General features: G+C 59.4%; 18 protein-coding genes and 1 pseudogene. 13 read left to right on the top strand and 6 right to left on the bottom strand.

What is annotated here, in order from left to right:
• Window positions 1-198: 198 nt before the first annotated feature.
• The 7 genes from AC0R79_RS04840 to AC0R79_RS04870 all read left to right on the top strand — a co-directional run bounded on the left by AC0R79_RS04840 (window position 199) and on the right by AC0R79_RS04870 (window position 10,479).
• On the top strand, window positions 199-1,794 hold the full coding sequence (locus AC0R79_RS04840) for an FAD-binding oxidoreductase (RefSeq protein WP_474733465.1): 1,596 nt from the start codon (window positions 199-201) through the stop codon (window positions 1,792-1,794).
• A gap of 5 nt (window positions 1,795-1,799) precedes the next feature.
• A complete protein-coding gene (locus AC0R79_RS04845; protein ID WP_474733467.1) occupies window positions 1,800-3,395 on the top strand; it encodes a glycerol-3-phosphate dehydrogenase/oxidase in 1,596 nt (531 codons plus the stop codon).
• A 20-nt stretch (window positions 3,396-3,415) separates the two neighbouring features.
• Window positions 3,416-4,984 (top strand): FGGY-family carbohydrate kinase, encoded by a 1,569-nt coding sequence (locus tag AC0R79_RS04850; RefSeq protein WP_474733468.1) that lies wholly within the window; start codon window positions 3,416-3,418, stop codon window positions 4,982-4,984.
• A gap of 116 nt (window positions 4,985-5,100) precedes the next feature.
• Window positions 5,101-6,387, top strand: coding sequence for a phospholipase (locus AC0R79_RS04855; RefSeq protein WP_474733470.1), 1,287 nt, complete (start codon window positions 5,101-5,103; stop codon window positions 6,385-6,387).
• A gap of 45 nt (window positions 6,388-6,432) precedes the next feature.
• Window positions 6,433-8,391, top strand: coding sequence for a DUF1302 domain-containing protein (locus tag AC0R79_RS04860; protein WP_474733471.1), 1,959 nt, complete (start codon window positions 6,433-6,435; stop codon window positions 8,389-8,391).
• A 31-nt stretch (window positions 8,392-8,422) separates the two neighbouring features.
• The gene (locus tag AC0R79_RS04865) at window positions 8,423-9,796 is read left to right on the top strand and encodes a DUF1329 domain-containing protein (RefSeq protein ID WP_474733472.1); all 1,374 of its coding nucleotides are present in this window, start codon (window positions 8,423-8,425) and stop codon (window positions 9,794-9,796) included.
• Window positions 9,797-10,284: 488 nt separating this feature from the next.
• On the top strand, window positions 10,285-10,479 hold the full coding sequence (locus AC0R79_RS04870) for a FitA-like ribbon-helix-helix domain-containing protein (RefSeq protein WP_474735065.1): 195 nt from the start codon (window positions 10,285-10,287) through the stop codon (window positions 10,477-10,479).
• A gap of 108 nt (window positions 10,480-10,587) precedes the next feature.
• On the opposite strand, the gene AC0R79_RS04875 is transcribed toward AC0R79_RS04870, so the two are convergent.
• From AC0R79_RS04875 to AC0R79_RS04885, 3 genes and pseudogenes are all read right to left on the bottom strand, one after another.
• Window positions 10,588-10,971, bottom strand: a complete 384-nt coding sequence (locus tag AC0R79_RS04875; RefSeq protein WP_474733475.1) for a DUF6124 family protein — start codon at window positions 10,969-10,971, stop codon at window positions 10,588-10,590.
• 469 nt (window positions 10,972-11,440) lie between these two features.
• Complete coding sequence (locus AC0R79_RS04880; RefSeq protein ID WP_474735067.1) at window positions 11,441-12,304, bottom strand: methyl-accepting chemotaxis protein; 864 nt, start codon at window positions 12,302-12,304, stop codon at window positions 11,441-11,443.
• Window positions 12,299-13,360, bottom strand: a pseudogene (locus tag AC0R79_RS04885) (methyl-accepting chemotaxis protein); the annotation flags it as partial. The gene AC0R79_RS04880 and the pseudogene AC0R79_RS04885, both read right to left, overlap by 6 nt.
• A 243-nt stretch (window positions 13,361-13,603) precedes the next feature.
• Here AC0R79_RS04885 and pmrG point away from each other — a divergent pair.
• Together pmrG and AC0R79_RS04895 are read left to right on the top strand one after the other, a co-directional pair.
• Window positions 13,604-14,275 carry a lipopolysaccharide core heptose(II)-phosphate phosphatase PmrG gene (gene pmrG / locus AC0R79_RS04890; RefSeq protein WP_474733477.1) on the top strand — a complete coding sequence of 224 codons (672 nt, stop codon included), beginning with the start codon at window positions 13,604-13,606 and terminating at the stop codon, window positions 14,273-14,275.
• The gene (locus tag AC0R79_RS04895) at window positions 14,272-15,093 is read left to right on the top strand and encodes a phosphatase PAP2 family protein (protein ID WP_474733479.1); all 822 of its coding nucleotides are present in this window, start codon (window positions 14,272-14,274) and stop codon (window positions 15,091-15,093) included. The genes pmrG and AC0R79_RS04895 overlap by 4 nt, the downstream gene beginning before the upstream one ends.
• Before the next feature lie 65 nt (window positions 15,094-15,158).
• Here the strand turns inward: AC0R79_RS04895 and AC0R79_RS04900 are convergent, their stop codons facing one another.
• The 3 genes from AC0R79_RS04900 to AC0R79_RS04910 all read right to left on the bottom strand — a co-directional run bounded on the left by AC0R79_RS04900 (window position 15,159) and on the right by AC0R79_RS04910 (window position 17,833).
• Entirely contained in the window at window positions 15,159-16,592 is a 1,434-nt protein-coding gene (locus AC0R79_RS04900) for an ArnT family glycosyltransferase (protein ID WP_474733481.1), read from the bottom strand.
• Between the two features lie 68 nt (window positions 16,593-16,660).
• Window positions 16,661-17,248, bottom strand: coding sequence for a ribosomal protein S5-alanine N-acetyltransferase (gene rimJ / locus AC0R79_RS04905; protein WP_115076483.1), 588 nt, complete (start codon window positions 17,246-17,248; stop codon window positions 16,661-16,663).
• A gap of 216 nt (window positions 17,249-17,464) precedes the next feature.
• Window positions 17,465-17,833, bottom strand: a complete 369-nt coding sequence (locus tag AC0R79_RS04910) for a DUF6124 family protein (RefSeq protein WP_474733483.1) — start codon at window positions 17,831-17,833, stop codon at window positions 17,465-17,467.
• Window positions 17,834-18,914: 1,081 nt separating this feature from the next.
• Here AC0R79_RS04910 and AC0R79_RS04915 point away from each other — a divergent pair.
• From AC0R79_RS04915 to AC0R79_RS04930, 4 genes are all read left to right on the top strand, one after another.
• The gene (locus AC0R79_RS04915) at window positions 18,915-19,142 is read left to right on the top strand and encodes a hypothetical protein (RefSeq protein ID WP_474733484.1); all 228 of its coding nucleotides are present in this window, start codon (window positions 18,915-18,917) and stop codon (window positions 19,140-19,142) included.
• Between the two features lie 376 nt (window positions 19,143-19,518).
• The gene (locus AC0R79_RS04920) at window positions 19,519-21,756 is read left to right on the top strand and encodes a type I restriction-modification system subunit M (RefSeq protein ID WP_474733486.1); all 2,238 of its coding nucleotides are present in this window, start codon (window positions 19,519-19,521) and stop codon (window positions 21,754-21,756) included.
• Window positions 21,756-22,493, top strand: coding sequence for a restriction endonuclease subunit S (locus AC0R79_RS04925; RefSeq protein ID WP_474733487.1), 738 nt, complete (start codon window positions 21,756-21,758; stop codon window positions 22,491-22,493). The genes AC0R79_RS04920 and AC0R79_RS04925 overlap by 1 nt, the downstream gene beginning before the upstream one ends.
• A gap of 37 nt (window positions 22,494-22,530) precedes the next feature.
• Window positions 22,531-23,100 (top strand): hypothetical protein, encoded by a 570-nt coding sequence (locus AC0R79_RS04930; protein WP_474733489.1) that lies wholly within the window; start codon window positions 22,531-22,533, stop codon window positions 23,098-23,100.
• Window positions 23,101-23,119: the final 19 nt, after the last annotated feature.

The raw sequence follows: 23,119 nt of genomic DNA on the forward strand, positions 1-23,119 counted from the left end.
TGATCGAGGCCGCCACGGGCGGATGAGCGCCCTGAAAGGTAATTTGAATCCACGACTAAAGTAAATGGCTGACGCTTGCGCGACGTTTGACTCAATTGGCTACTCGAACTGGCCGGATGCGACCGTGACACTTTCGGCCGGCTGACTAGTATGAGGGCCTGAAATCTCACTGATCAGACTGCACAGAAGGACACACGCATGCGACGCTGGAACGGCTGGGGAGATGCAACCACGGTGGTCGAACTGCCGGCCCAGGGCGCAAGTTTTCTCCATGAGCGACTGGGGGAGGGACGCGCGCTGCCCGATGCGACGCTCGAAGCGGCGCTGGCCCGCGTACCGGTCTCGCGGCTGGCGGAACACGCCTTGTACAGCATCGATGCCCATGACCGTCTGCTGCACTCACGCGGGCAGAGCCTGCCGGACTGGCTGGCATTGCGCGAGGGCGCGCTGGGCAATTACCCCGACGCCGTGGCATTCCCGGAAACTGCCGAACACATCCGCCAATTGCTGGCGCTCGCCCAGGCGCAGGACCTGTGCCTGATCCCCTACGGCGGCGGCACGTCGGTGGCCGGGCACATCAACCCGCCAGACTCTGCGCGGCCCGTGGTGACGGTGTCCCTGGCGCGGATGAGCCGCCTGATCGACCTCGATAAACAAAGCCTGCTGGCGACTTTCGGCCCCGGCGCCAGTGGCCCGCAGGTGGAAAGCCAACTGCGCGCCCGAGGCTACACGCTGGGGCATTTCCCGCAGTCGTGGGAGCTGTCGACACTGGGCGGTTGGGTGGCCAGTCGTTCCAGCGGTCAGCAGTCGCTGCGCTATGGGCGGATCGAGCAACTGTTCGCCGGCGGAACCCTGGAAACCTTTGCCGGGCCGCTGCAAATTCCAACCTTCCCGGCGTCGGCGGCCGGCCCGGATCTGCGCGAAGTGGTGTTGGGTTGCGAGGGGCGTTTCGGGATCATTTCCGAGGTCAAGGTGCGGGTCAGTGCGTTGCCGGCCGATGAGCGTTTCTACGGCGTGTTTCTGCCCAGCTGGAGCAAGGCGCTGCAAGCCATTCAACAACTGGCTCAGGCGCGGGTGCCGCTGTCGATGCTGCGCTTGTCCAACGCGGTGGAAACCGAAACTCAACTGGCATTGGCCGGTCATCCGCAGCAGATCGCCTGGCTGGAAAAGTACCTGAGCCTGCGCGGCGCGGGGCAGGGCAAGTGCCTGCTGACCTTCGGCGTGACCGGCAATCGCAAGCAGAATGCGCTGTCCCTGAGTCAGGCCCGTCAGCATCTGAAGGCGTTCGGCGGTGTGTTCACCGGCACGCTGCTCGGCAAGAAGTGGGCGCAGAACCGCTTTCGCTTTCCGTATCTGCGGGAGAACCTGTGGAACGCCGGTTACGTGGTCGACACCCTCGAAACCGCCACCGACTGGAGCAACGTCGACAACCTGCTGAACCTGATCGAAAACAGCCTGCGGGATGCCTTGGCGGCCGAGGGTGAGCGAGTGCACGTCTTCACCCATCTGTCCCACGTCTACGGCGAAGGTTCGAGCATCTACACCACCTACGTGTTTCGCCCGGCGGCGGACTATCCCGCGACACTGGCCCGCTGGAAAGCCCTCAAACACGCGGCCAGCCAGACTATCGTCGACAACCACGGCACCATCAGCCACCAGCACGGCGTGGGCAAGGATCACGCGCCTTACCTGCCGCGCGAAAAGGGCGCACTGGCGATGGACACCTTGCAGGCGCTGAGCCGGCACTTCGACCCGGCCGGGCGCCTGAACCCCGGCACGCTGTTGCAGGAGTGACCGCCATGAGCGCGGACTGGAACGCCGAATGGCGCCAGCAAATCCTGCCGACACTGGCGGCTGAAACCTGGGATCTGATCGTCATCGGCGGCGGCATCAGCGGTGCCGGCATCCTGCGTGAGGCCGCGCGTCGTGGCTGGCGTTGTCTGCTGCTGGAACAGCGTGATTTCGCCTGGGGCACCTCCAGTCGATCCTCAAAAATGGTTCATGGCGGATTGCGTTACATCGCCAAGGGCCAGTGGCGCCTGACCCGAGATTCAGTGCGCGAACGCCAGCGCCTGCTCGACGAAGCGCCGGGGCTGGTGGAGCCGATGAGTTTCATGATGCCGCACTATCGCGGCGGCTTTCCCGGACCGCGGGTGCTGGGCGGTCTGTTGTCGATCTATGACGCATTGGCCGGACGCCGCGACCATCGTTTCCATGATGCGCAACAACTGCGTTATCTCGCTCCGGGCGTGAAAGAAAATGACTTGCTGGGCGGCACCTGTTTTATCGATGCGCTGACCGATGACGCGCGGCTGGTGATGCGCGTGTTGAGCGAAGCACGGGCCGACGGCGCGGTGGTGCTCAACGGTGTACGCGTCGAACATCTGCTGCGGGAAAACGGGCGGGTGTGCGGGGTTCAGGTCGAAGATTGCGAGGCCAGCGAGTCACTGCAATTGCGTTGTCGTGTGCTGGCAGTGGCCACCGGCGCCTGGGCCGAACGCTTGCGTCCATCTGAGGCACCACGCCAGTTGCGTCCGTTGCGCGGCAGTCATTTGTTGCTGCCGGGCTGGCGCTTGCCGGTGGCGCAGGCGTTCACGTTTATGCACGAGCAGGATCGGCGACCGGTGTTCGTTTTCCCGTGGGAAGGCGCCACGGTGGTCGGCACCACCGACCTCGATCACCGCGAGAATCTGGACCAGAGCGCGAGCATCAGCACCGAAGAGCTCGACTATCTGCTGGCCGCCTGCCGACAGCAGTTTCCCGGCGCGGAAGTGACAGCCGCCGACGTACTTTCAACCTGGTCCGGCGTGCGCCCGGTGGTGGGCAGCGCGGCGGGTGAGCATCAAGACAAACCGTCGAACGAAACCCGTGAACATGTGCTGTGGCAGGAGCCAGGCTGCGTTACGTTGGCCGGCGGCAAACTCACGACGTTCCGCCCGCAAGCCATCGAAGTGCTCAGGGCCTGTGCCGACATGCTCGGTCGTTCTTTCGACGACGATGCCGCGCCGGTGTTTGCCGCCGTCCCGCCACTGGCGATCCCCGGACTCAGTCCCGGCCAGTGGCGACGTCTGGCCGGGCGACATGGCCGGGACTTGCCAAGGCTGGCGCAACTGCTAACCGAACTGGGCCATGACACCGTCGGCGCCACCGACACCTTGTGGGCGGAACTGGCCTTCGCCTGCGAAGCAGAAATGGTCCTGCATCTGGATGATCTGCTGCTGCGTCGAACCCGTCTGGGCCTGTTGCTGCCCCGTGGCGGCGCGGAGTATTTCCCGGCCATTCGCCAACTCTGCCAGCCACGGCTGGGCTGGGACGACGAACACTGGCAACAGGAACAGCAACGCTATCAGGCGTTATGGCAACGCCATCACGGCCTGCCGGAAATCGCGCAGTGATGCCCCTCGAAGAGAGCTCCATGGACAACCACCCGAACAAGCGTTACCTGCTGGCCATCGACAATGGCACCCAGAGCGTGCGCGCGCTGCTCTTCGATTTGCAGGGCAACCTGCTCGGCAAGGGCAAGGTTGAATTGCAGGCCTATTACTCGACGCAGCCGGGCTGGGCCGAGCAGGATCCGGAATATTACTGGGCGAAACTGGGCGAGGCCTGCCAGCAGGTGTGGGCGCAAACCGGCATCGATCGTTCGCAGATTGCCGGGGTTTCTCTCACGACGCAGCGCGGCACGGTGATCAACGTCGACGCCCAGGGCAAGCCGCTGCGCCCGGCGATTCTCTGGCTCGACCAGCGCCAGAGCGAAGTCGAAGGCGGGATCAAGGGGCCGTGGGGCTGGCTGTTCAAACTGGCCGGCGCGCAGGCCACGGTGGATTACTTTCGCGCCCAGGCCGAGGCCAACTGGATTGCTCGCCATCAACCCGAAGTGTGGGCGGCGACCGACAAGTTTCTGCTGCTCTCGGGTTTTCTCACGCATCGTCTGTGCGGGCGCTTCGTCGATTCGGTGGGTTGTTGCGTCGGTTACCTGCCGTTCGACTTCAAACGCCTGCGCTGGGCCGCAACCCGTGACTGGAAGTGGCAGGCGCTGGCGGTGCGTCCCGAGCAACTGCCGACCTTGCACAAACCCGGTGAAACCCTCGGCCATATCAGCGCCGAAGCGAGTCGCCACACCGGCATTCCCGAAGGCGTTCCGCTGATCGCGGCGGGCGCTGACAAGGCCTGTGAAGTGCTCGGTTCCGGCGTCGTCGATTCGGGCACGGTGTGCCTGTCCTATGGCACCACCGCGACCATCACCAGCACCCGCTCGCGCTATCTGGAAATCGTCCCGTTGATTCCGCCGTACCCGTCGGCGGTGCCGGATCAGTACAACTGCGAGGTGATGATTTATCGCGGCTACTGGATGGTCAGCTGGTTCAAGAACGAGTTCGGCCTGAGGGAAATGCAGCAGGCCAAAGAGCAGGGCATCGAGCCCGAGCAACTGTTCGATGCATTGGTCGATGCGGTACCGCCGGGCTCGATGGGATTGATGCTGCAACCGTACTGGTCGCCGGGGATTCGCGAGCCGGGCGTGGAAGCCAAAGGCGCGATGATTGGCTTCGGCGACGTGCATTCCCGCGCGCACATTTACCGGGCGATCCTTGAAGGTCTGGCCTATGCGTTGCGTCAGGGCATGGAGAAAATCGAGAAGCGCTCGAAGATCTCCGTCACCCGTCTGCGGGTCGCTGGTGGTGGCTCGCAAAGTGATGCGGCGATGCAGCTCACGGCGAACATTTTCGGCCTGCCGGCGGAGCGTCCGCATGTCTATGAAGCGTCCGGTCTGGGCGCGGCGATTTGTTGCGCGGTGGGGCTGGGACTGCACGCGGATTTCCCCACGGCGATAGCGGCGATGACCCGGGTCGGTGCTGTGTTTCAGCCGCAACCCGAGGCGCAGCAGGTCTATGAGCGACTGTACAAGGACGTCTATCTGCGCATGTATCGGCAGCTCAAACCGTTGTACCAGAGCATCCGCAAGATCACCGGTTACCCGGCCTGAAAGAACATCGCGCGTGGCGCTATCGGAGAACTTTTCTGGTGAGATCGGACAGTGTCAGAGACGGGGTCGGTTGTTAGGCTCGATCCCCACGGCACACATAACAAGAACCAGAAGCAATGAAGCTGATCTCCCTCCTGCTGCTTTGCGCAATGGCCCCCACGGCGTGGGGCTGGTCGAACCATACGGTGGGCAGCTACCTGGCGTTGCAGGACCTGCCGGCGTTGCGCGATGCGTCGCCCGTCGAGGTCGAACCGCTGGAGCAGTTTCTCTCCGAGCAATACCCGGCCATCGTCGCGTTGCTCGATGAGCAGGAGCGCTTCGCCCGCGAGCATTTCAATCAATACCCGCCGCGCCCCGACAACCTCAAGTTGCCCGCTGTGCCGAGCGACAATCTGCGCCACGACTTCCTCACTGCGTTGCGGATCAATCCGCAGATTTTTCTGGCGATGGTCATCCAGCCATTGCCGGGCAAGGACCTGCCCGAGCGCGAGCATCTGCAGCCCGATCAGGTCATGGTCGAGCAGACGCTTTCGCCATGGAATCGTCAGCGTTTCATTCGCGTGGCCGATCACGAAAAAGTCGCGCCTCTGGCCGTGCTGGCCAGCGCCGCCGACGAGCCGGACTACGGACACGACATCAACCTGTTCAGCGACAACCCCGGCGAAGTCGCCGCGTTGTACGGCTTCGGCCCGCAGCCGTTTGGCGATGCGCGCTTCCAGTACAGCTCCCAGGCGCCGTTCCACATGGGCTTCTTCCACGAGAGCCCGGTGGTGTATGCGGCCGCCGGATTCCTCGAACGCAGCTGGCCGGACTGGCGCGCCTATCAGTACATGGGGCTGGCGCGACTGGCGTTTGCCACCGGCCATTCTTACTGGGGTTATCGCTTTCTCGGCTGGGGTCTGCACCACGTTCAGGACCTGACCCAGCCGTATCACGCCAAGCCGTTGCCGGGCGTCGAACTGCCGAGTCTTCTGTTGCTGGAGGGCAAGGCGCTGGCCGGTTTTGCGGATGACAAACAGGCGTCCATCGAACGGGTGGCGACCCGCCACATGGAAGTTGAGAAATACCAGTCGACCTGGCTGCGCCGCGTGCTGCGCGCCGGTCAGCCGCATCCGATGCTCGACGCTTACGCCGATGCCGCCGGGGACGCGCATTACCCGCCGTACTCCGTGGACTACCTGCGCGAAGTGGTGAGTGCCGAGTCGGTCGACGACTCCGCTGCCTTCGATGAAGCCATCGGCCAGTGGCTGGAAACGGCGCCGGTCACCAGCGATTTCAGCGCGGGCAATCAGTTGCAGCGCGAGACCTTCGAGCACCCGGAACTCAATCAACAACTGCTAAGACTGCTCGGCCATTTCGGCGCCCACAGCCGGATTTATGTCCGTGCGGGGCTGGCGCCATAAGCATCGCGGCAACACACAACAATAAGAACAGGGAAGGAGGAACAGATGATCAACACTCGATTGCGCCTGTCTGGCGTAGCGCTCCCCGGTGTCGGTTTGGCAGGGCTGCTGCAACTCTGCGCAGTCGATGCGGTGCAGGCCGCCGAGTTCAGCGTGCTGGACAATCAGGTCACCGGCTCGCTCGACACGACCTTGTCCTACGGCCGCTTGTGGCGGGTGCAGGGCCGCGACAAGACCAACGATGACGTCAACACCAACGACGGCAATCGCAACTTCGACACCGGGCTGGTTTCCGAGGTGTACAAGATCACGTCGGAGCTGGAGGCCAACTACCAGAACTACGGGATGTTCCTGCGCGGCACCGCGTTCTACGACACCCAGTTGATGGACAAGCGCAACGACTACTACCACAACAACAGCCCGTCGCAACCGAGCCAGAGTTATCCCCAGGACGACCGTTTCACTGGCCAGACCCGCGACATCGCCGGCAGCCGGATCGAGATGCTCGATGCCTACGTTCATGGCACCTGGGACGTCGCGACCATGCCGGTCACCGCGCGGGTGGGACGTCAGGTGTTCAACTGGGGCGAGGGGATTTTCTATCGCGGCGGAATCAACACCACCAACCCGGTGGACGCCGCCAAGTACCGCTTGCCGGGTGCCGAGGTCAAGGAAGTGCTGATGCCGGTGGAGGCGGTCAGCTTCAACATCGGCCTGAGCGACAACCTGACCATGGAGAGCTTTTACCAGACCAACTGGAAAGAAACCCGCATCGACCCGGTCGGCACGTTCTACTCGCAGACCGACCTGTTCGCCGACGGCGGCAACACCGCCTATAACAACTTCAGCGGCACCGCGCTTGATACGCCGGTGCCGGGGTTCGGCAACGTCATCGGCCTGTACAGCGCACTGGGCAACAATCCGTTGCTCGGCCCGGCGCTGAAGTCCACCGGCCTCTATGCCAACGGCGTTACTCCGGCCTATGGCAACACCCTCAAGGTGGCGTCGATCGGCAAGGACTACAACGCGCGCAACGACGGCCAGTTCGGCTTCGCCTTTCGATACATCGCCGAAGAACTCAACAGCACCGAGTTCGGCCTGTACATGGTCAATTACCACGCCAAGGAACCGACCATCGCTGCCGACCTTGGCGGCTACAACGGCATCGACATGAATGCCCTGACCAACATGCTGTCGAGCGTTGCGGGCAGTCAGGCCGGGGCGCTTGCCAACGGTCTGGCGACTGCCGATGTGATGGGCAACATCCAGGCCCATCGGCGTTATGCCGAAGACATCCGCATGTACGGTTTCAGCTTCAACACCACGCTGGGCGAGGCCTCGGTGTTCGGTGAAGTGGCCTACCGACCGAACCTGCCGATCGGCGTCGCGGCCACCAATGATTTGATCGGCGACCTGGCCAATGGCGCTGCCGCAGCGGTGTCTGGCAAGACCATCAACGTCGGCGGGCAAATGGTCACCCTCGACAGCCAGATCAACAACGCCGAGCGGGTGGAAGCGTTCAACACTTCGCTGGGCAGCATCTACAACTTCGGCCCGACGCTGTCGTTCGACTCGATGTTCGGCATCTTCGAACTGGCCTCCGAGCACCTGCGCGGCAGCAGCCTGCAATACACCGCCTACGACGGCAGCAACCGTTACTACGCCGGTACCGGCAACACTTCATATGTGTCCGGCGGCGATCGTGACGATCAGGTCAACCGCGATTCCTACAGCTACACGGTGATGTTCAACGGCACCTGGAACGACGTGTATGCCGGGGTCAACGTCTCGCCTTACGTCGTCTACAAGGACGACTTCAAGGGCAACAGCTACCAGGCCGGCAACACCATCGAGGGCCGCAAGGCCTACACGCTGGGGATCAAGGCCAACTACCAGAACAGGCTCGAAGCCGAGTTGCAGTACACCGAGTTCTACGGCGGTGGGCAGAACAACGGCATTCGCGACCGCGACAACGTCGGTTTCAACCTCAAGTATTTCTTGTGAGCCCACAGGTTTTTGAATTCGGAGAACGAACATGTTTGCTGCATCACGACTGACCAAAACCACACTGGCGCTGCTCTTGAGCCTCACCGCCGGCAGCACGCTGGCCGCCATCTCGCCCCAGCAAGCCGAACAACTGAAAACCTCGCTCACCCCCATGGGCGCCGAGCGCGCCGGCAACGCGGCCGGCACCATCCCGGCCTGGACCGGCGGTATCACCCAGGCGCCGGCCGGCTACAAACCCGGCCAGCATCACCCCGATCCGTACGCGGCGGACAAACCGCTGTTCACCATCACCAAGGCCAACCTCGACCAATACAAAGCGCATCTCACGCCGGGTCAGATCGCTCTGTTCAACAGCTACCCCGACACCTTCCAGATGCCGGTCTATCCCTCGCGCCGATCCGGCTCGGCGCCGCAGTGGCTGTATGACAACACCCTGAAAAATGCGACCTCGGCCAAATTGCTGGAGGGCGGCAGCGGGTTCGCCGATGCCTATGGCGGCGTGCCGTTTCCGGTGCCCAAGGATGGCGTCGAAGTGTTGTGGAACCACATCACCCGCTATCGCGGTATCTACGTCGTCCGCCGAGCTTCCGAAGCACCCGTGCAGCGCAACGGCAGCTTCGCGCTGGTGACCTCGCAGCAGGAAGGCTTCTTCAACTACTACCGCCCGGGCGGTCAGTTCGCCGACCTGAAAAACATCCTGTTCTACTACCTCGCCTTCGTGAAAAGCCCGGCGCGCCTCGCCGGTGGCGCAGCGTTGGTGCACGAGACACTGGACCAGCTCAAGGACGCCCGCCAGGCCTGGATCTACGACGCCGGCCAACGCCGCGTCCGCCGCGCACCGAACCTCGCGTACGACACACCGATCGCCTCGTCCGATGGCCTGCGCACCGCAGACGACACCGACCTGTTCAACGGCTCCCCTGACCGCTTCGACTGGAAGCTCAAGGGCAAGCAGGAAATCTACATCCCTTACAACAACTACAAAGTCGGCAGCCCCGACGTCAAATACGCCCAACTGCTCACCCCCGGCCACCTCAACCCGCAATACACCCGCTACGAGCTGCACCGGGTCTGGGTGGTCGAAGGCACACTCAAGCCGGGGTCGCGGCATATCTATTCCAAACGCGTGCTGTTCCTCGACGAAGACAGCTGGGGCGCCGCCCTGGTGGATCAATACGACGGGCGAGGGGAGCTGTGGCGCGTGTCGATGGCCTACCTGAAAAACTTCTACGACCTGCCCACCACCTGGAGCGCACTCGACGTGTTCCACGACTTGCAGGCGCGTCGGTACTACGTGCAGAACCTGGATAACGAAGAGGCGTCCACCGTCGATTTCTCACAACCGGTGCCGGAGGATTCGTACTTCATGCCGTCGGCGTTGCGGCAGCGGGGGACTCGGTAAACGACGGGAGTCAGCTCCCTTTCTCCCTCACCCTTTCAAGAGTGGGTGGGGTTAGGGAGTAGCTCTTGGCGGATCCAGCGCGCCGATGATTCAGTCATCGATTAACTGCGCAATAAAGTGTGACGAAGTAGCTGCTGAACCCAGAACAGCATCCGAGATAGATTTCGCCCTCGAATAAGATTGAAGGCGAAAGCATGCAGCGCAATATGCCCGAATCAATGGAACCCAATGCCTCCAGAGCTGATATCGCACAGATGATTGGTGAGCTCGGCGATCAGGTAACAAATGTTCAAAAGCTGTTATCTGCCTGTCATGACTCGATAAAGAGCGATGCTGACCTGCAAAGACGAATGGCGCTGATTGATGAGCTCTACTCGTATGCTGACAGTGAAGATCACGCATCGGCACGATTTGCAGAATTGGTGGCTGATCGTGTGTATGAGTACGAGGCTGAAACCGTTTTTATTCCTTATCCCTCTCCGTCGGAGATGACAGAGCAACTGCGTATCGCTGGCGCCCAAAACGGCCATTCCATGGAAGACGAAGCGCTGCAGATTCTGCAGAACGCGTTGGCTACGGTTGATCGAGCCGGCGGGTTAGGTACTCGGATACGCAATCGATTCGGCGCCATGGGTGGCGTCGAGCTCGATCTGCCATCACGTTCAGAAAACCTCAGCGGCTGATAAACACAACTCACAAAAAGCCCGCCGCCACACCAAGACTTGTGTGGCGGCGGGCTTTTTACAGGGTGCAAAAAAATGGCGAGTGCACCGCACTCGCCACCTCCCGCATCAATCAGTCGGCACGACCTTGTCCAGCGCGCGGTTAACGGCCATTTCGGCGATCATCACGATCTGGGCTATGCCTTGCAGGGTTTTGCGGTGGCTGCCCTCGACCAGTGCCACATGATTGTTGAGCATGACGGTGGCGGAGCCGAGGGATTCGCTGGCGTCTACCAGCAGGGATTCGGTGTCGGCTTCGGGATGAGCCTGATAGAGGGTGTTGGGTTTGTAGGGCGCGGCCATGATGTGGGCGCTGAGTGGGCCCAGGTGATAATCGAGGGCGCGTTCGGCGGCTTCGTTAAAGCGTTTCGAGCCGGGGCATTCGTACGGGGATGCCGGATCCGGGAGGGTTGTGGGTTCGATGAGCGGTGGGTTTGGCGTTACCTTGAACATGGGTGACTAACCTCTGGTTAGGCCGTACCTTTTCGCCGCTAAGCGAAAGGGTGGCAGCTGTGCGCAAGTTAGCGGACCGGTAAGTCACCCAAAACCCGGCGCACCCGAAGGTGCCATGCGCACAGCCACCATCAAGTGCAGGCTGGCGCCTGACTGGATTCGACATGTGCAACCGTAGGGGACATTCCGAACCGCTAAGTTCGATCACTGGAAATCAGTGACGCAATCAAATTACGCAGCCAGCCCAAGGCGCACAAGCCGGCGGATTCTGGCGTAGCCGTAGGCAACGGCGCAAGGTTTTGTGGGCTTCGGGACGTATCACCGCGTGTCCTTAAACACCAATCGCCAACCGCGTGTAATCACGTTTCAGAACTCGTCATCCAATTCCCGAAGATGGCAATTTCAGGACAAAAAAGAAGGGCAGCTTTTCAGCTGCCCTTCTTTTTACATCGGCTTTCGTGTGCAGTGCTTACACGCGGAAATGGCTCACCATCTGCTGCAACTGCCCACCCAACCGCGCCAGTTCAACACTGGACTTGGCGGTCTCATCACTCGCCGCCGCCGTCTGTTCCGAGACGTCGCGGACGTTGATGATGCTGCGGCTGATTTCTTCGGCCACGGCGCTTTGCTGCTCGGCGGCTGCGGCGATCTGCTGGTTCATCGACTGGATGTTCGACACCGTGCGGGTGATGTTTTCCAGAGAGTCGCCGGCCTTGCGGGTCAGGGCGACGCTGCTGTCGGTCAGGGCGCGGCTGTTGTTCATCACGGCCGAGACTTGCTGAGTGCCGTTTTGCAGACCGGCCACCAGGCCTTCGATTTCCTCGGTGGATTTCTGGGTGCGTTGGGCCAGACCACGGACTTCGTCGGCGACCACGGCAAAACCGCGACCGGCTTCACCGGCACGGGCGGCTTCGATGGCGGCGTTGAGGGCCAGCAGGTTGGTCTGTTCGGCCACGGCCTTGATCACGTCCATGACGCTGCCGATCTTGTCGCTTTCCTGTTGCAGCACGCTCATGGCTTCGGTGGAACGCACCACTTCGCTGGCCAGACGCTCGATCTGGGCGATGGCTTCGCTCACCACTTTGTCGCCTTCGCGGGCTTCGCCGTCAGCGGCGGCTGCGGCTTGCGAGGCTTCTTCGGCATTGCGCGCGACTTCCTGCACGGTGGCAGTCATTTCGTGCATCGCGGTGGCGACCTGATCGGTCTCGACCTTCTGGCTGTTCACGCCGGCGCTGGTCTGTTCGGTGACGGCCGACAGTTCTTCGGCGGCGCTGGCGATCTGGGTGACGCCGTCGCGGATGCCGCTGATCAGGTCGCGCAGGGTCACGCCCATGCGCGCGATGCCTTGTTGCAGCACGCCGAGTTCGTCGCGGCGGGTGACGATCACGTTGTGGCTCAGGTCGCCGCTGGCGATGCGGTCGACCACGGCCATGGTTTCCTGCAGCGGACGGGTGATCTGACGGGTGATGATGAAGGCAGCGATGATGCCGACCAGCAACGCCAGCAGGGTGCTGATCAGTTGCAGGGTGCGGGCCTGGGCACTTTCCGCGTCACGGCGATCGAGCTGGATCTGATACAGCTGCTCGCTCAGGGTCACGATGGTCGCGCCCTGATCGGTCATTTCCTTGCGCGCCTGCACCGCATCGGTGTTGGCGTTCTTGAAGGCCTGCAACGCGCTGCGGTAGTTGGTCAGTGCGGTTTCCAGCTGACGCAGGGCGTCCTGCTGCGAACTGGCGAAATGCACGTTCAGTGGCTTGAGGCTGGCAATGGCCACGTCCAGTTGGCCGACGGCTTTCTGCTCGGTCTCGGCGTTGGCGGTGGCGGTGTAGCCGCGCACTTCGTAGCGCGCCAGGATGAACGCTTCCTTGGCGGCGGTGACAGCCTGGAACTGCTCGAAACGCTCATCGCTCAGCGGCATTTGCTGGACGCGGTTGCTCAGCGCTTCGATCAGGCCGTAAGCCGTCGCGGCACTGGTGGCCATCGAGTCGCGCGCGGTGTTGCCGGTGCGGTAGGCGTTACGCATCTTGTTCAGGGACGTCTGGTACTCGGCGATAGTCGCCGCCTGCTCCTTGAGCAGCTTGACGTTTTCCGGACTCTTGAAGCTGCTGATCAGCTTCTGCTGTTGTGCGGCGAACCCGTCGAGGGTGGTCTGCACGTTCTGCGCGGCGGTTTCATCGCCATTCGTCAGCATGTATTGCAGGCGCACCACGCGCAGTTTGGTCAGGCCAGCGTTGAGCTGGGTGATGTCGCTCATCCAGTTGCTGCGGTCAATCAGGCCGCCCAGGCTGGTCCAGCCGGTGAGCGCCAGGATGCAGGTCAGGGCCAGGACGAGGCCGAATCCGAGCCCCAGTTTCAGGTTAACGCTGATGTTGCCGAACCAGCTATTCATCACAAATCCTCCAGAAAACGTTGTGCGTCTTGATCGTCGGTCAGGCTGGAAGATTGTTGTTTTTTTGAGCCAGCAAGGGTGTAAGCAGGACTGTATCGGCCGCAAATCCGAGAGCTGAAAGGATTTTGTCCTACGGAATTTGTAACAAGCGTCCCCAAGACTTTTTTCACATGGGTTTCACTGCCTGCCCACGCCGTGCTCTTTAACCTCGCCGCATCGAATGACAAGTGATGGCGGCTTTTTGTGGAATTGCGACTGAGTCTGTTCGGCGTCAAGCGCTCGATTGATCTGAGCGGTCTGGCCCGTTTTCGAAACACCTGGGTGGTCTTGGCAGCGTCGGCGCTGGTGATTCCGCTGACGCTGTGGCTGCTGGCCCCGGCGGCGGTGCCTGACCTTGCCCACGGCAATGTGGCCGGGGCACAGGCGCTGAAGGACGGCTGGGACAAGGGCGAGATGATCGTGCTGGTACGTCATGTCGAGCGCTGCGACCACTCGAAAGCCCCGTGCCTGAGCGGCCACGATGGCATCACCGATCGTTCGCGCAGTGTCGCGGTGAGCGTCGGCGCGCAGTTCGAGCAGTTGGGTCTGGACAAGGCCGACGTCTACAACAGCCCGATGATGCGCACCGTGCAGACCGCCGGCTACATGTTCAACAAGGCCGCGACCGGCGAAGACTGGCTGATCAGCTGCAAGGGCCGGATGCTGCAGGACGCGCTCGCGCACAAAGTCCCGGGACGCAACCTGATTCTGGTGACCCACAGCGAATGCATGGCGCAGCTGGAAAAAGACCTCAAGGTGCCGGCCTCGACCCTCGGTTACGGCGCATCGCTGTTTGTTTCCACCGCCAGCCCGGCGGCCCCACAGATGCTCGGCTTCATTGAAGCCTCCGACTGGCGCACGGTGACCACCCAATGAAATCACGCTTTTACGCTTACAACTTCGGCATCCCGCTGCTGTGCGCAGCCGTGGTTTTTCTGATGTTCGACATGACCAACATCGACATCACCTTCAGCAATTTGCTGTTCGATCCACTGACCCACACCTTTCCGCTCGACAAGATCCACTTCTTCGAAAAACTGACCCACAAGTGGGCGCGGATCATTCCGAACTGGACGGCGGAAATTGCCTTGATCGGCGCGATGTTGTCGTTTGTCTGGCCGCTGGTGAAACCGCAAAAGCATCCGCGTCTGGGCGGTTTTCTCGAGCGCAGCAAAGTCGCGCCGGTGCTGCGCTTTGCCGCCGATCACCGCAGGGATTTTCTGTTTGTGGTGGTGGCTTTTGCGGTCTGCACCGGGGTGATCCATTTCCTCAAGGCGCACACCAGCGTTTACTGCCCGATTGAAACCACGCTGTACGGCGGAAAGATGCCGCACATCGAGTGGTACAACAATTTCCAGCTGTTCCACGAAGCGGGTGAAGGGCGCTGCTGGCCGGGTGGCCATGCTTCCGGTGGCTTCACCATGCTGGCGCTGTACTTCGTGGCGCGTCGTTATCAATGGCGCTTTTCCAGCGCGTTGTTGTGGGGCTCGCTGCTGCTCGGTTTTGTCTACGGCACTACGCGAGTCCTACAGGGCTGGCACTACATGTCTCACACGTTCTGGGCCGGGATCTTCGTGTGGCTGGCGTGTTTGCTGACGGCGCTGGCGTTCTACGGACGGGCTCGTCTGGAACTGCCGGTGTTGAGCAAACGTGACCGGAAGGTGTTCGCTGCACTGCCTGAGGTTTCTCTCTGAGTCATCGCCGCTGAAATGAAAAACCCGCCATCACCGGCGGGTTTTTTGTTTGTGCTGTCGTGGCTTCAATAGCCCACGAAGTAATACGCCTGGCGCCCGACCATCATGGTCTTGTGGACTTTCAGCGGCGCGGCGGGTTCGCTGTCTCCCGAGATCACGGCGATGTTCGATGGCGAGGCGCTGAGGAAATCCTTCAATTGCGCATCGGTATCCAGGCCCTTGAGGACACTCCGGGTATAGAACACGCTGGCGCCGCCGACCCGCTCGTTGGCTTGAAACAGTGCGACCTGATTGCCGCTCGCTTGCAAGGATTGGATGTGCTCGGTCAGCGGCAGGAACGACAGGTGTTTATCGGCGTTCGGCAGTGCCCATTGCGCGGCGCCAAGGTAGCTGGCGATGACCACCGTCAGTATCCCCGCCGCCACTATCTGACGATGGCGGGCGATTCGTCCGACAAAGCCATTCTTGTGATCCTTCAGCTTGTCGAACAGCACGCCTGCGTATTCCGCCGCGATCACTGCCGCTGCGGGTGTCATCGACATCAGGTACACCGTGCGTTTGCTCGAGGCCAGGGTCAGCAGGATGAACTGCGCGATGATCCACAGGCTGAAAAACAGCAGGTAACGGTTGGCCTTCAGTTCCTTGCGAAAATGCCACAGGCCCAGGTACACCAGAATATTCCAGGGCAGAAATGCCTGCGGCAGTTTGGCGAGGTAGTAGTAAAACGGCTCATAGTGCCCGGCTTCGACGAACGATCCGCTGAAACGTCCTACGCTGTTGGTCAGCAAGACTTCGCTGACCGCCTGGACGCCGCCGCGCTGATAGAGCACTGCAAGCCAGATCATCAGCGGGATCAGGCCGACCAGTGTCAGCAAACCCGGACGCAGCCAGTCCGTCAGTTTGAAGCGCTTGTCCATCAGATTGTCGGCCAGCAGAAAAGCGAAAATCACCACGCCCGGCATCGCCAGCCCGAGCACGCCTTTGCTCAGCGTGGCGAAGGCGATCCCGGCGACAAACAGCAACGAATTGCCTGGAGTCGGTGCTCGCTGCGCCTGAAAAAAGGCCAGCAAAGTCATGGTCACGCCGAGGGCAAGCAGAGCATCCTCGCCGACCCCGCGCACGTTGCTCCAGTAACTGGCCATGGTCGCCAGCAGAATCCCCGCCGTCCAGGCGATGGCCTTCGGACGTTCGAAGCGGCGCAACATCGCGTACAGCAGCATCACGCTGAGCAACCCGGCCACCGCCGACGCCAGTCGCACCGCCCAGGGCGAAACGCCGAAAACACGCATGGCGCCGGCGTCCAGCCACAGGCTCAGGGGCGGTTTTTCCAGGAAGGGCTCACCGAATAGACGCGGTGTCACCCAGTCGTTGTCCAGGTGCATCTCCATCGCAATGCCCGCGACCCGGGCCTCGGTGGAGCCTTGCAGTTGATGGCTGCCGAGGGCAAAAAAGAACAGCAGGGCGGCAAGCAGAAGCAGGGAACAGGCGGCACGCGACATGGGTTCAGGCAACCGGAAGTGAGCGGAAACCCGAGCTTACGCGGCCAATCCTTAATAATTTGTGAACGTCAGGACAGCGGTCGTGACCAGCGTTGCTCCGGCGTTTCGAAACGCGGATTGACCCGCGCCGTCAGCACATGATCCTGCCAGCGTCCGGCAATGTTCAGGTACGCCTTGGCATAGCCTTCACGTTCGAATCCAAGGCGCTCCAGTAACCGGGCACTGCGTTCATTGCCGGGAATGTAGTTGGCCATGATCCGGTGCAGATTCTGGGTGTCGAACATGTAGGCGATGGCCGCCTCCAGCGCTTCCTGCATCAAACCCTTGCCCTGATGCGCTTCGTCGATGTGATAACCCAGATAACAGGCCTGGAATGCACCGCGGATGATTCCGCTGAAATTGCAGGCGCCGATCATCTGCTCGCCGTCCGGGGTCAGCAACGCCATATGCACCGCCAGCCCGGCTTCGAAGGCGCTGGCCTGTATCTCTAGGCGTCGGCGGATCTGTTCAGTGGAAAAGTAATCGGTGGTACGAATCGGTGACCACGGCGCGAGGTGACGTTGATTGCGCTGGTAGAACGCGCTTTCCAGCGGCGCTTGATCCGGGTCAAGTACCGCGAGCGTCAGGCGTTGACAGGGCAGGGTCAGCAGCGGCATCGGGTGCTCCGGGTCTCGGGATTGATCACCAGAATTGCCCGGTGGGCAGGAAAACACAAATCGCCGCCAAATTGCGGGCGAAAAAAAGCCCGCAGGAGCGCGGGCGAACCGTAGTTTCTTGAATGAGCGAAGGCAATGTACACGGCCATTACCGCCGCCGGGGTGAAGAAAAGTTCATGTCGATGAACGACTTGCGCCATCGACGAACGGTCGTTGTCAGTGCACGACAGGCGCCGTCGTACGAGGCACCAGATTCACCGGATCAAGGTTCTCCACGGCGCGATTGACCAGCATTTCGGTCATGATCGACAGCTGCCGAATCGCCAGCAACCGGCTGCGCTGAGAGCCCGTGAAATCATCGGCAATGTTGGCCGTCACCATGTTCAGCGCCGCCAGGGTTTCGCAGGCATGGGTCAGCAGAGTGGCCGTGTCCACGTCGGTGCGCACGGAGAAAATCTCGTTGAAAGGCAGGGTGCGACGCGACTTTCTCACGTATTCCTGAGGCTGGGCAAGCACAGCCGGCTCTTTCGATTCGGCTTCGTGAGACGGTGTTTGATCAGGCAGGCTTGGGTTGTCTTTTTTCATGACGAGGCTCCATGGTTTCAGGCTCCCGGCGAATCCCTTTGGTAAACCATCTGCCGGGTTGCAGCGGAGCGCGAAGACTAGCGTTTGGAAGCATCTTGAACCAGTTCATGGAAGTCGACGCGGGTTGCGGGAAATTTCCTAGGATGCTGGTAGGAAAGTCTCGTTCTTCAAGTTTCAATCCACCAGATGCAACAAAGCCCGCAATTGGCGGGCCTTGTCGTTGAGCCGGGGTAATCTGAATTGAATCTGTAACGAACTGATTTGCAACGATTTTTATGATTATATTTTTTTCTTGGAATACTTTTTGGAATACCGTGTCCCTTTATGATGCTCTGAGGCGAGCTCGACCGAGCCGATGATGTTCACTCTGATCTGGAGGACTCGATCAAATACCTTTCTAACGTTGAGATCTGCCAATAACCCCTCCTGTTCTAGCTAATCGGTTTTAGGTTAGCTCGGCTTGTGGGCGGCGTTTTTTATTGATCAACCATATGATTTTAATGGTTATTTTCTTTATTTTTTTATATATCCCCCCATTTGTCCCCCCATTCAGGCTTTACGTCGCACTGCTTGGTGGTTGCTAATCCTTTCTAGTCGATTGTGAGAGGGCAGAGCGGTTGTGGAGGTGGGTCGCTTAGAGCAGGCCTGCATGGGCTTCGTATCTTGTAGAACCAAAATGGTCGCAGGGTGACTCTGAGTGGCTGCAATCAGTCTGTGGGCCGTGATGTAAGTGTTGCTTAGGTTGGCCGTGGACGACTCGAGGCTGCGAGCTACCCTCTATTTGAATAGCGCTTTCAGCGTCAAATTCCACGAATCCTGCTGGTCGGAATTCCTGTTGGTTGCCGCTCCCAAAAAGGTATTGGTGACCTGGGCGCATATTTGAGTGCTTGTCTGGAGTGAAACCCCGCTATAGCGATTATATAAGACCCTCGCAGGGTGTGCGGACATTCCACGTCGAGGATGGTCCGGTGTGGGAAAAGGAGGGCGGCAGTACCTGGTACTCCCATGGCCAGAAAGAGGAGGTAGCCACTGAGGTCGTGGATGCAGAGGAAAATCTGGAGGAGTTCGAGGAGAAAAACGATTGGGAGCTAAGGATCTGGGGGAAGAGAGTCAGGTCGTAGTTACCAACAGAAAGGCAGCACGTTATCGTGCAGCTCGTCCGGATGCCAAGGTCAGCAGTATTCGTCTGCGGATTGAGGAGGTCTTCGGCCTGACGGATGGTTCGGTTGCGCGGTTTGGGCCGGATGGCCGCCCTTTGTGCGGCAATGGTTTGATTAAAACACTTCGCAAACGCTGGGGAGATGTCTGATGGCTAGCGGATTGGGCTGTGCGGACCCCTGTGTTTCGTCCTGCCTGAGTTGATCCACAAGTTCACTGTCGACGACGGGGAAAGGCTCGAGCATTCGAATCAAGTAAAAGCCTTCGCAAGAATTTAGTTCCTAGCAACTACGACTTCGCCTCCAGGAGGTTCATCTACTTCAGGGGCTAGGGCACGGCGTCGCCAATCATTTTGACGCAAGAGGAGAGGCACAGAGCTCGTGGACACCTAGCCTCCTCAGTGTCCGACATGAAGCCTGTTGCCGTTGAGAGCAAGCGCTGGGAGATGGCTGCAGCAGATATGACGCAGGCCTGATCGGTACAAGTAGACACGTCACGCAACAACTAACAGTATTCAGGAATCGCCCATGCAAAACGCACAACACCAGAGCCTAGTCGGCTTCATCTGGAACATCGCCAATAAGCTGCGCGGCCCCTACCGTCCACCGCAGTACCGCCGCGTGATGCTGCCGCTGATTGTTCTGCGCCGCTTCGATCTGGTCTTGGCCGAAAACAAGCAGAAGGTGCTGGACGAAAAGAAACGCCTGGAAGACAAAGGCATCACCGGCCCCGCCCTGGATAAGACTCTTTCGCGTATCGCTGCCACCAACCGCAAGCAGGAGTTGTTCAACACCAGCGGCTTTACGTTTGAGAAGCTGCTAGGTGATGCACCTAACATCGCTGGCAACTTGATCGCGTACATCCAGGGCTTCTCGCCGCGCGCCCGCGATATCTTCGACAAGTTTGAGTTTGAAACCGAGATCGCCAAGTTGGACGAGGCGAACCGGCTTTTCCTTATCATCAAAGAGTTCTGCTCCGCAGAAATCAACCTCTCGCCCAAGGCCATCGGCAATTTACAGATGGGCTACCTGTTCGAAGAATTGGTGAGGAAATTCAATGAGCAAGCCAACGAAGAGGCCGGGGATCACTTCACCCCGCGTGAAGTCATTCGTCTGATGGTGCAGTTACTGTTCACCGGAGAGGAGGGAATCTACGAAAAAGGTATCTACCGCAGCGTCTATGACCCCACGGCGGGTACCGGCGGTATGCTGTCCGAATCGGAGAAGTTCATCTGTGGAGACGGTTTCACAAATGGGCTGAACCCAGACGCACATATCGAGCTCTTTGGCCAGGAATACAACCCAGAATCTTACGCGATCTGCTGCTCTGACCTGCTGATTAAGGATGAGCCGATCAACAACTTGATCTATGGCGACACACTGGGCATCAAGGACGCCAAGAACAAGACCAATGGTTTTGTGCCGCACGACGGTCACCCGGACAAGAAATTTCACTACATGCTGGCCAACCCGCCCTTTGGCGTGGAGTGGAAGCCGGAAGAGGACTTTGTGCGCGAAGAGTATGAAGATCAGGGCTTCACAGGTCGCTTTGGTGCTGGCCTGCCACGTATCACGGATGGTTCGCTACTCTTTTTGCAGCACATGATTTCCAAGATGCATAACCCGCCAAAGCTTGTGGATGGCAAGAACGAGGGCGGCGACGGCTCCAAAATCGCCATTGTCTTCAACGGTTCCCCGTTGTTCAGTGGCGATTCAGGCGGCGGCGAAAGCAATATCCGCCGCTGGATCATCGAGCGCGACATGCTTGATGCCGTAGTCGCCCTTCCAGACCAGATGTTCTACAACACGGGCATCTACACCTACGTCTGGGTCGTCAGCAACAATAAGCCAGTCCATCGCCAAGGCAAGGTGCAGTTAATCGACGGCACACGGCATTTCAAGAAGATGGACAAGAGCTTGGGCAATAAGCGCAACGAGCTGTCGGACGATCACATCAAGGAGTTGGTGCGCCTGTACGCCGAACACGACCACGATGCGGAAAGCGAAGTTTTGGTGGACGGCAAGACTGAGCGTCGCGTTTGCAGCAAGCTCTTAGATAACCGCGAGTTTGGCTTTCTCAAGATCACTGTCGAGCGCCCGCTGCGCTTGAACTTCCAATTCAGTGCCGAGCGAATAGCCAAGCTGGACGGTCAAAGTTCCTTCGTCAACCTCGCCAGCAGCAAGAAGCGTAAGGACGATGCAGCCTATCGTGCGGAAATCAAAGCAGGACAGGAGGCCCAGGCCGCCATAAAAACCGCTCTGCAAGGCATGGACGGCGATCTGCTGTACCTAAACCGTCCTGCATTTGAGACCGTGCTCCAGGCTGTCTTTAAAAAGGCCGGCATTAAGGTCGGTGCGCTGGTCAAGAAGGCCATCCTGGCTGCACTGTCCGAGCGCGACCCCAAAGCAGACATTTGCCTGAATGCCAAAGGAAATCCCGAACCCGACGCCGAGCTGCGGGACAACGAAATCGTGGCCTTACCGGATGACATTATTTTGCCGCTGCCGCTTGGCTACGATAACGAAACCGGCCACGACAATCTGCTGGCATTGGTGAAAGACCACTGCGAGAACTACCTCAAAGCCGAAGTCCTGCCACACGTTGCAGATGCGTGGATCGATCACAGCAAAACCAAGGTTGGATACGAAATTCCCCTGACCCGGCGCTTCTATATTTACCAGCCGCCGCGCCCATTGGGCGAAATTGCAGGTGAAATCAGTCAACTCGAAAAAGAAATTGTGTCCATGCTGAGTGAGGTGCTGTGATGATTCTCTACTTTCCATACAAAAAATACAAAGCAACCAACTGCGCATGGTTAAAAGAGATACCCGAGCATTGGGCTATCAAACGGATCAAAAACGTAGCCTCGCACAATGATGAGACGTTAGATGAGAAGACAGACCCTGATTTTGAAATTGATTATGTAGACATTTCGAGTGTCACGCTGACGGGTGGGGTTGAAAAGTCAGAAATAATGCTCTTTGAAAAAGCACCATCTCGAGCGCGGAGAAGAGTGCAAGACGGCGATATCATTGTTTCTACAGTGCGAACTTATCTCAAGGCAATCGCGCCGATTTGTAAACCACCGGAGAACATGATTGTTTCAACTGGTTTTGCAGTTATTCGCCCCAAAGAGAACCTTCATTCTGGGTTCGCGGGATATCTACTGCAGTCAAATGGATTTGTCGGCGAAGTGGTCTCAAAGTCGGTAGGTGTCAGCTATCCGGCCATCAATGCCAGTGACCTTGTTCGGATTGAGGCAGTTGAGCCTCCACTGGACGAGCAAGTAATAATCGCACGCTTCCTTGACTTCAAAGTTGCACAAATTGATGCATTGATCAGATCAATGACAGGTTCTGTTGATGCGGAGAAAAACGAAAGGAAGAAAAGCATGGCTTCTCTTTTGCAAGAGTACCGATCCGCTCTGATCACCAACGCCGTCACTGGGCAAATTGACGTGCGAGCAGTGCGGATACCGCAAATCGCGTTAGGTGTGAGCTAAGTAAATGGCGCTAACGGCACAAGGTTACTTCAATTGCTTGAAGTCCTATCTCAATATCAACCACTACGGAGAGCCGCAATGCGGTGTTAGTGAGGTGGTGTTGAAGGAAAAAATATTTGGCCAAAGCGGTAGCAAGCCCATTGAATACAAAGTGATCCTGCAGACCACGGGCGAGACGTTAGTGATAAAGCTGGACGCCAAGAAAAATGGCTCGTCGCTGCCGCTGTTCCACTTCCTGGACGATACTGCCAAGCCATGGTCGAGGCGCTGTGACTTCGTGGTGTTCAACCTGCGTAAAAGCAAGCTGTATGTGTACTGCCTTGAGTTCAAGTCGGAGAGCATTCCGCACGACGTGCCGGATCAGTTGAAAGCAAGTGTGGATTGGCTCAAGGCGCTGCACGCCACCATTAATGCCTACACCACAAAACGCAGCTCTATTCACGCCACCAAGTACGTGCTTAGCAATCATCCAAACCCTACTCCGTATCTGGATGCGGACGGCAAGTATCTGCAGCGCGATCACACGATACGGCACTATCACTACGCCGACCTCAATGGCATGGCGCTGGCGGATCTGGAAAATAGCAATATTGAGGTGATTCGCTAACAGGCCGAATCCAATGCAT

It is taken from the genome of Pseudomonas sp. HD57-3 (assembly GCF_056113135.1).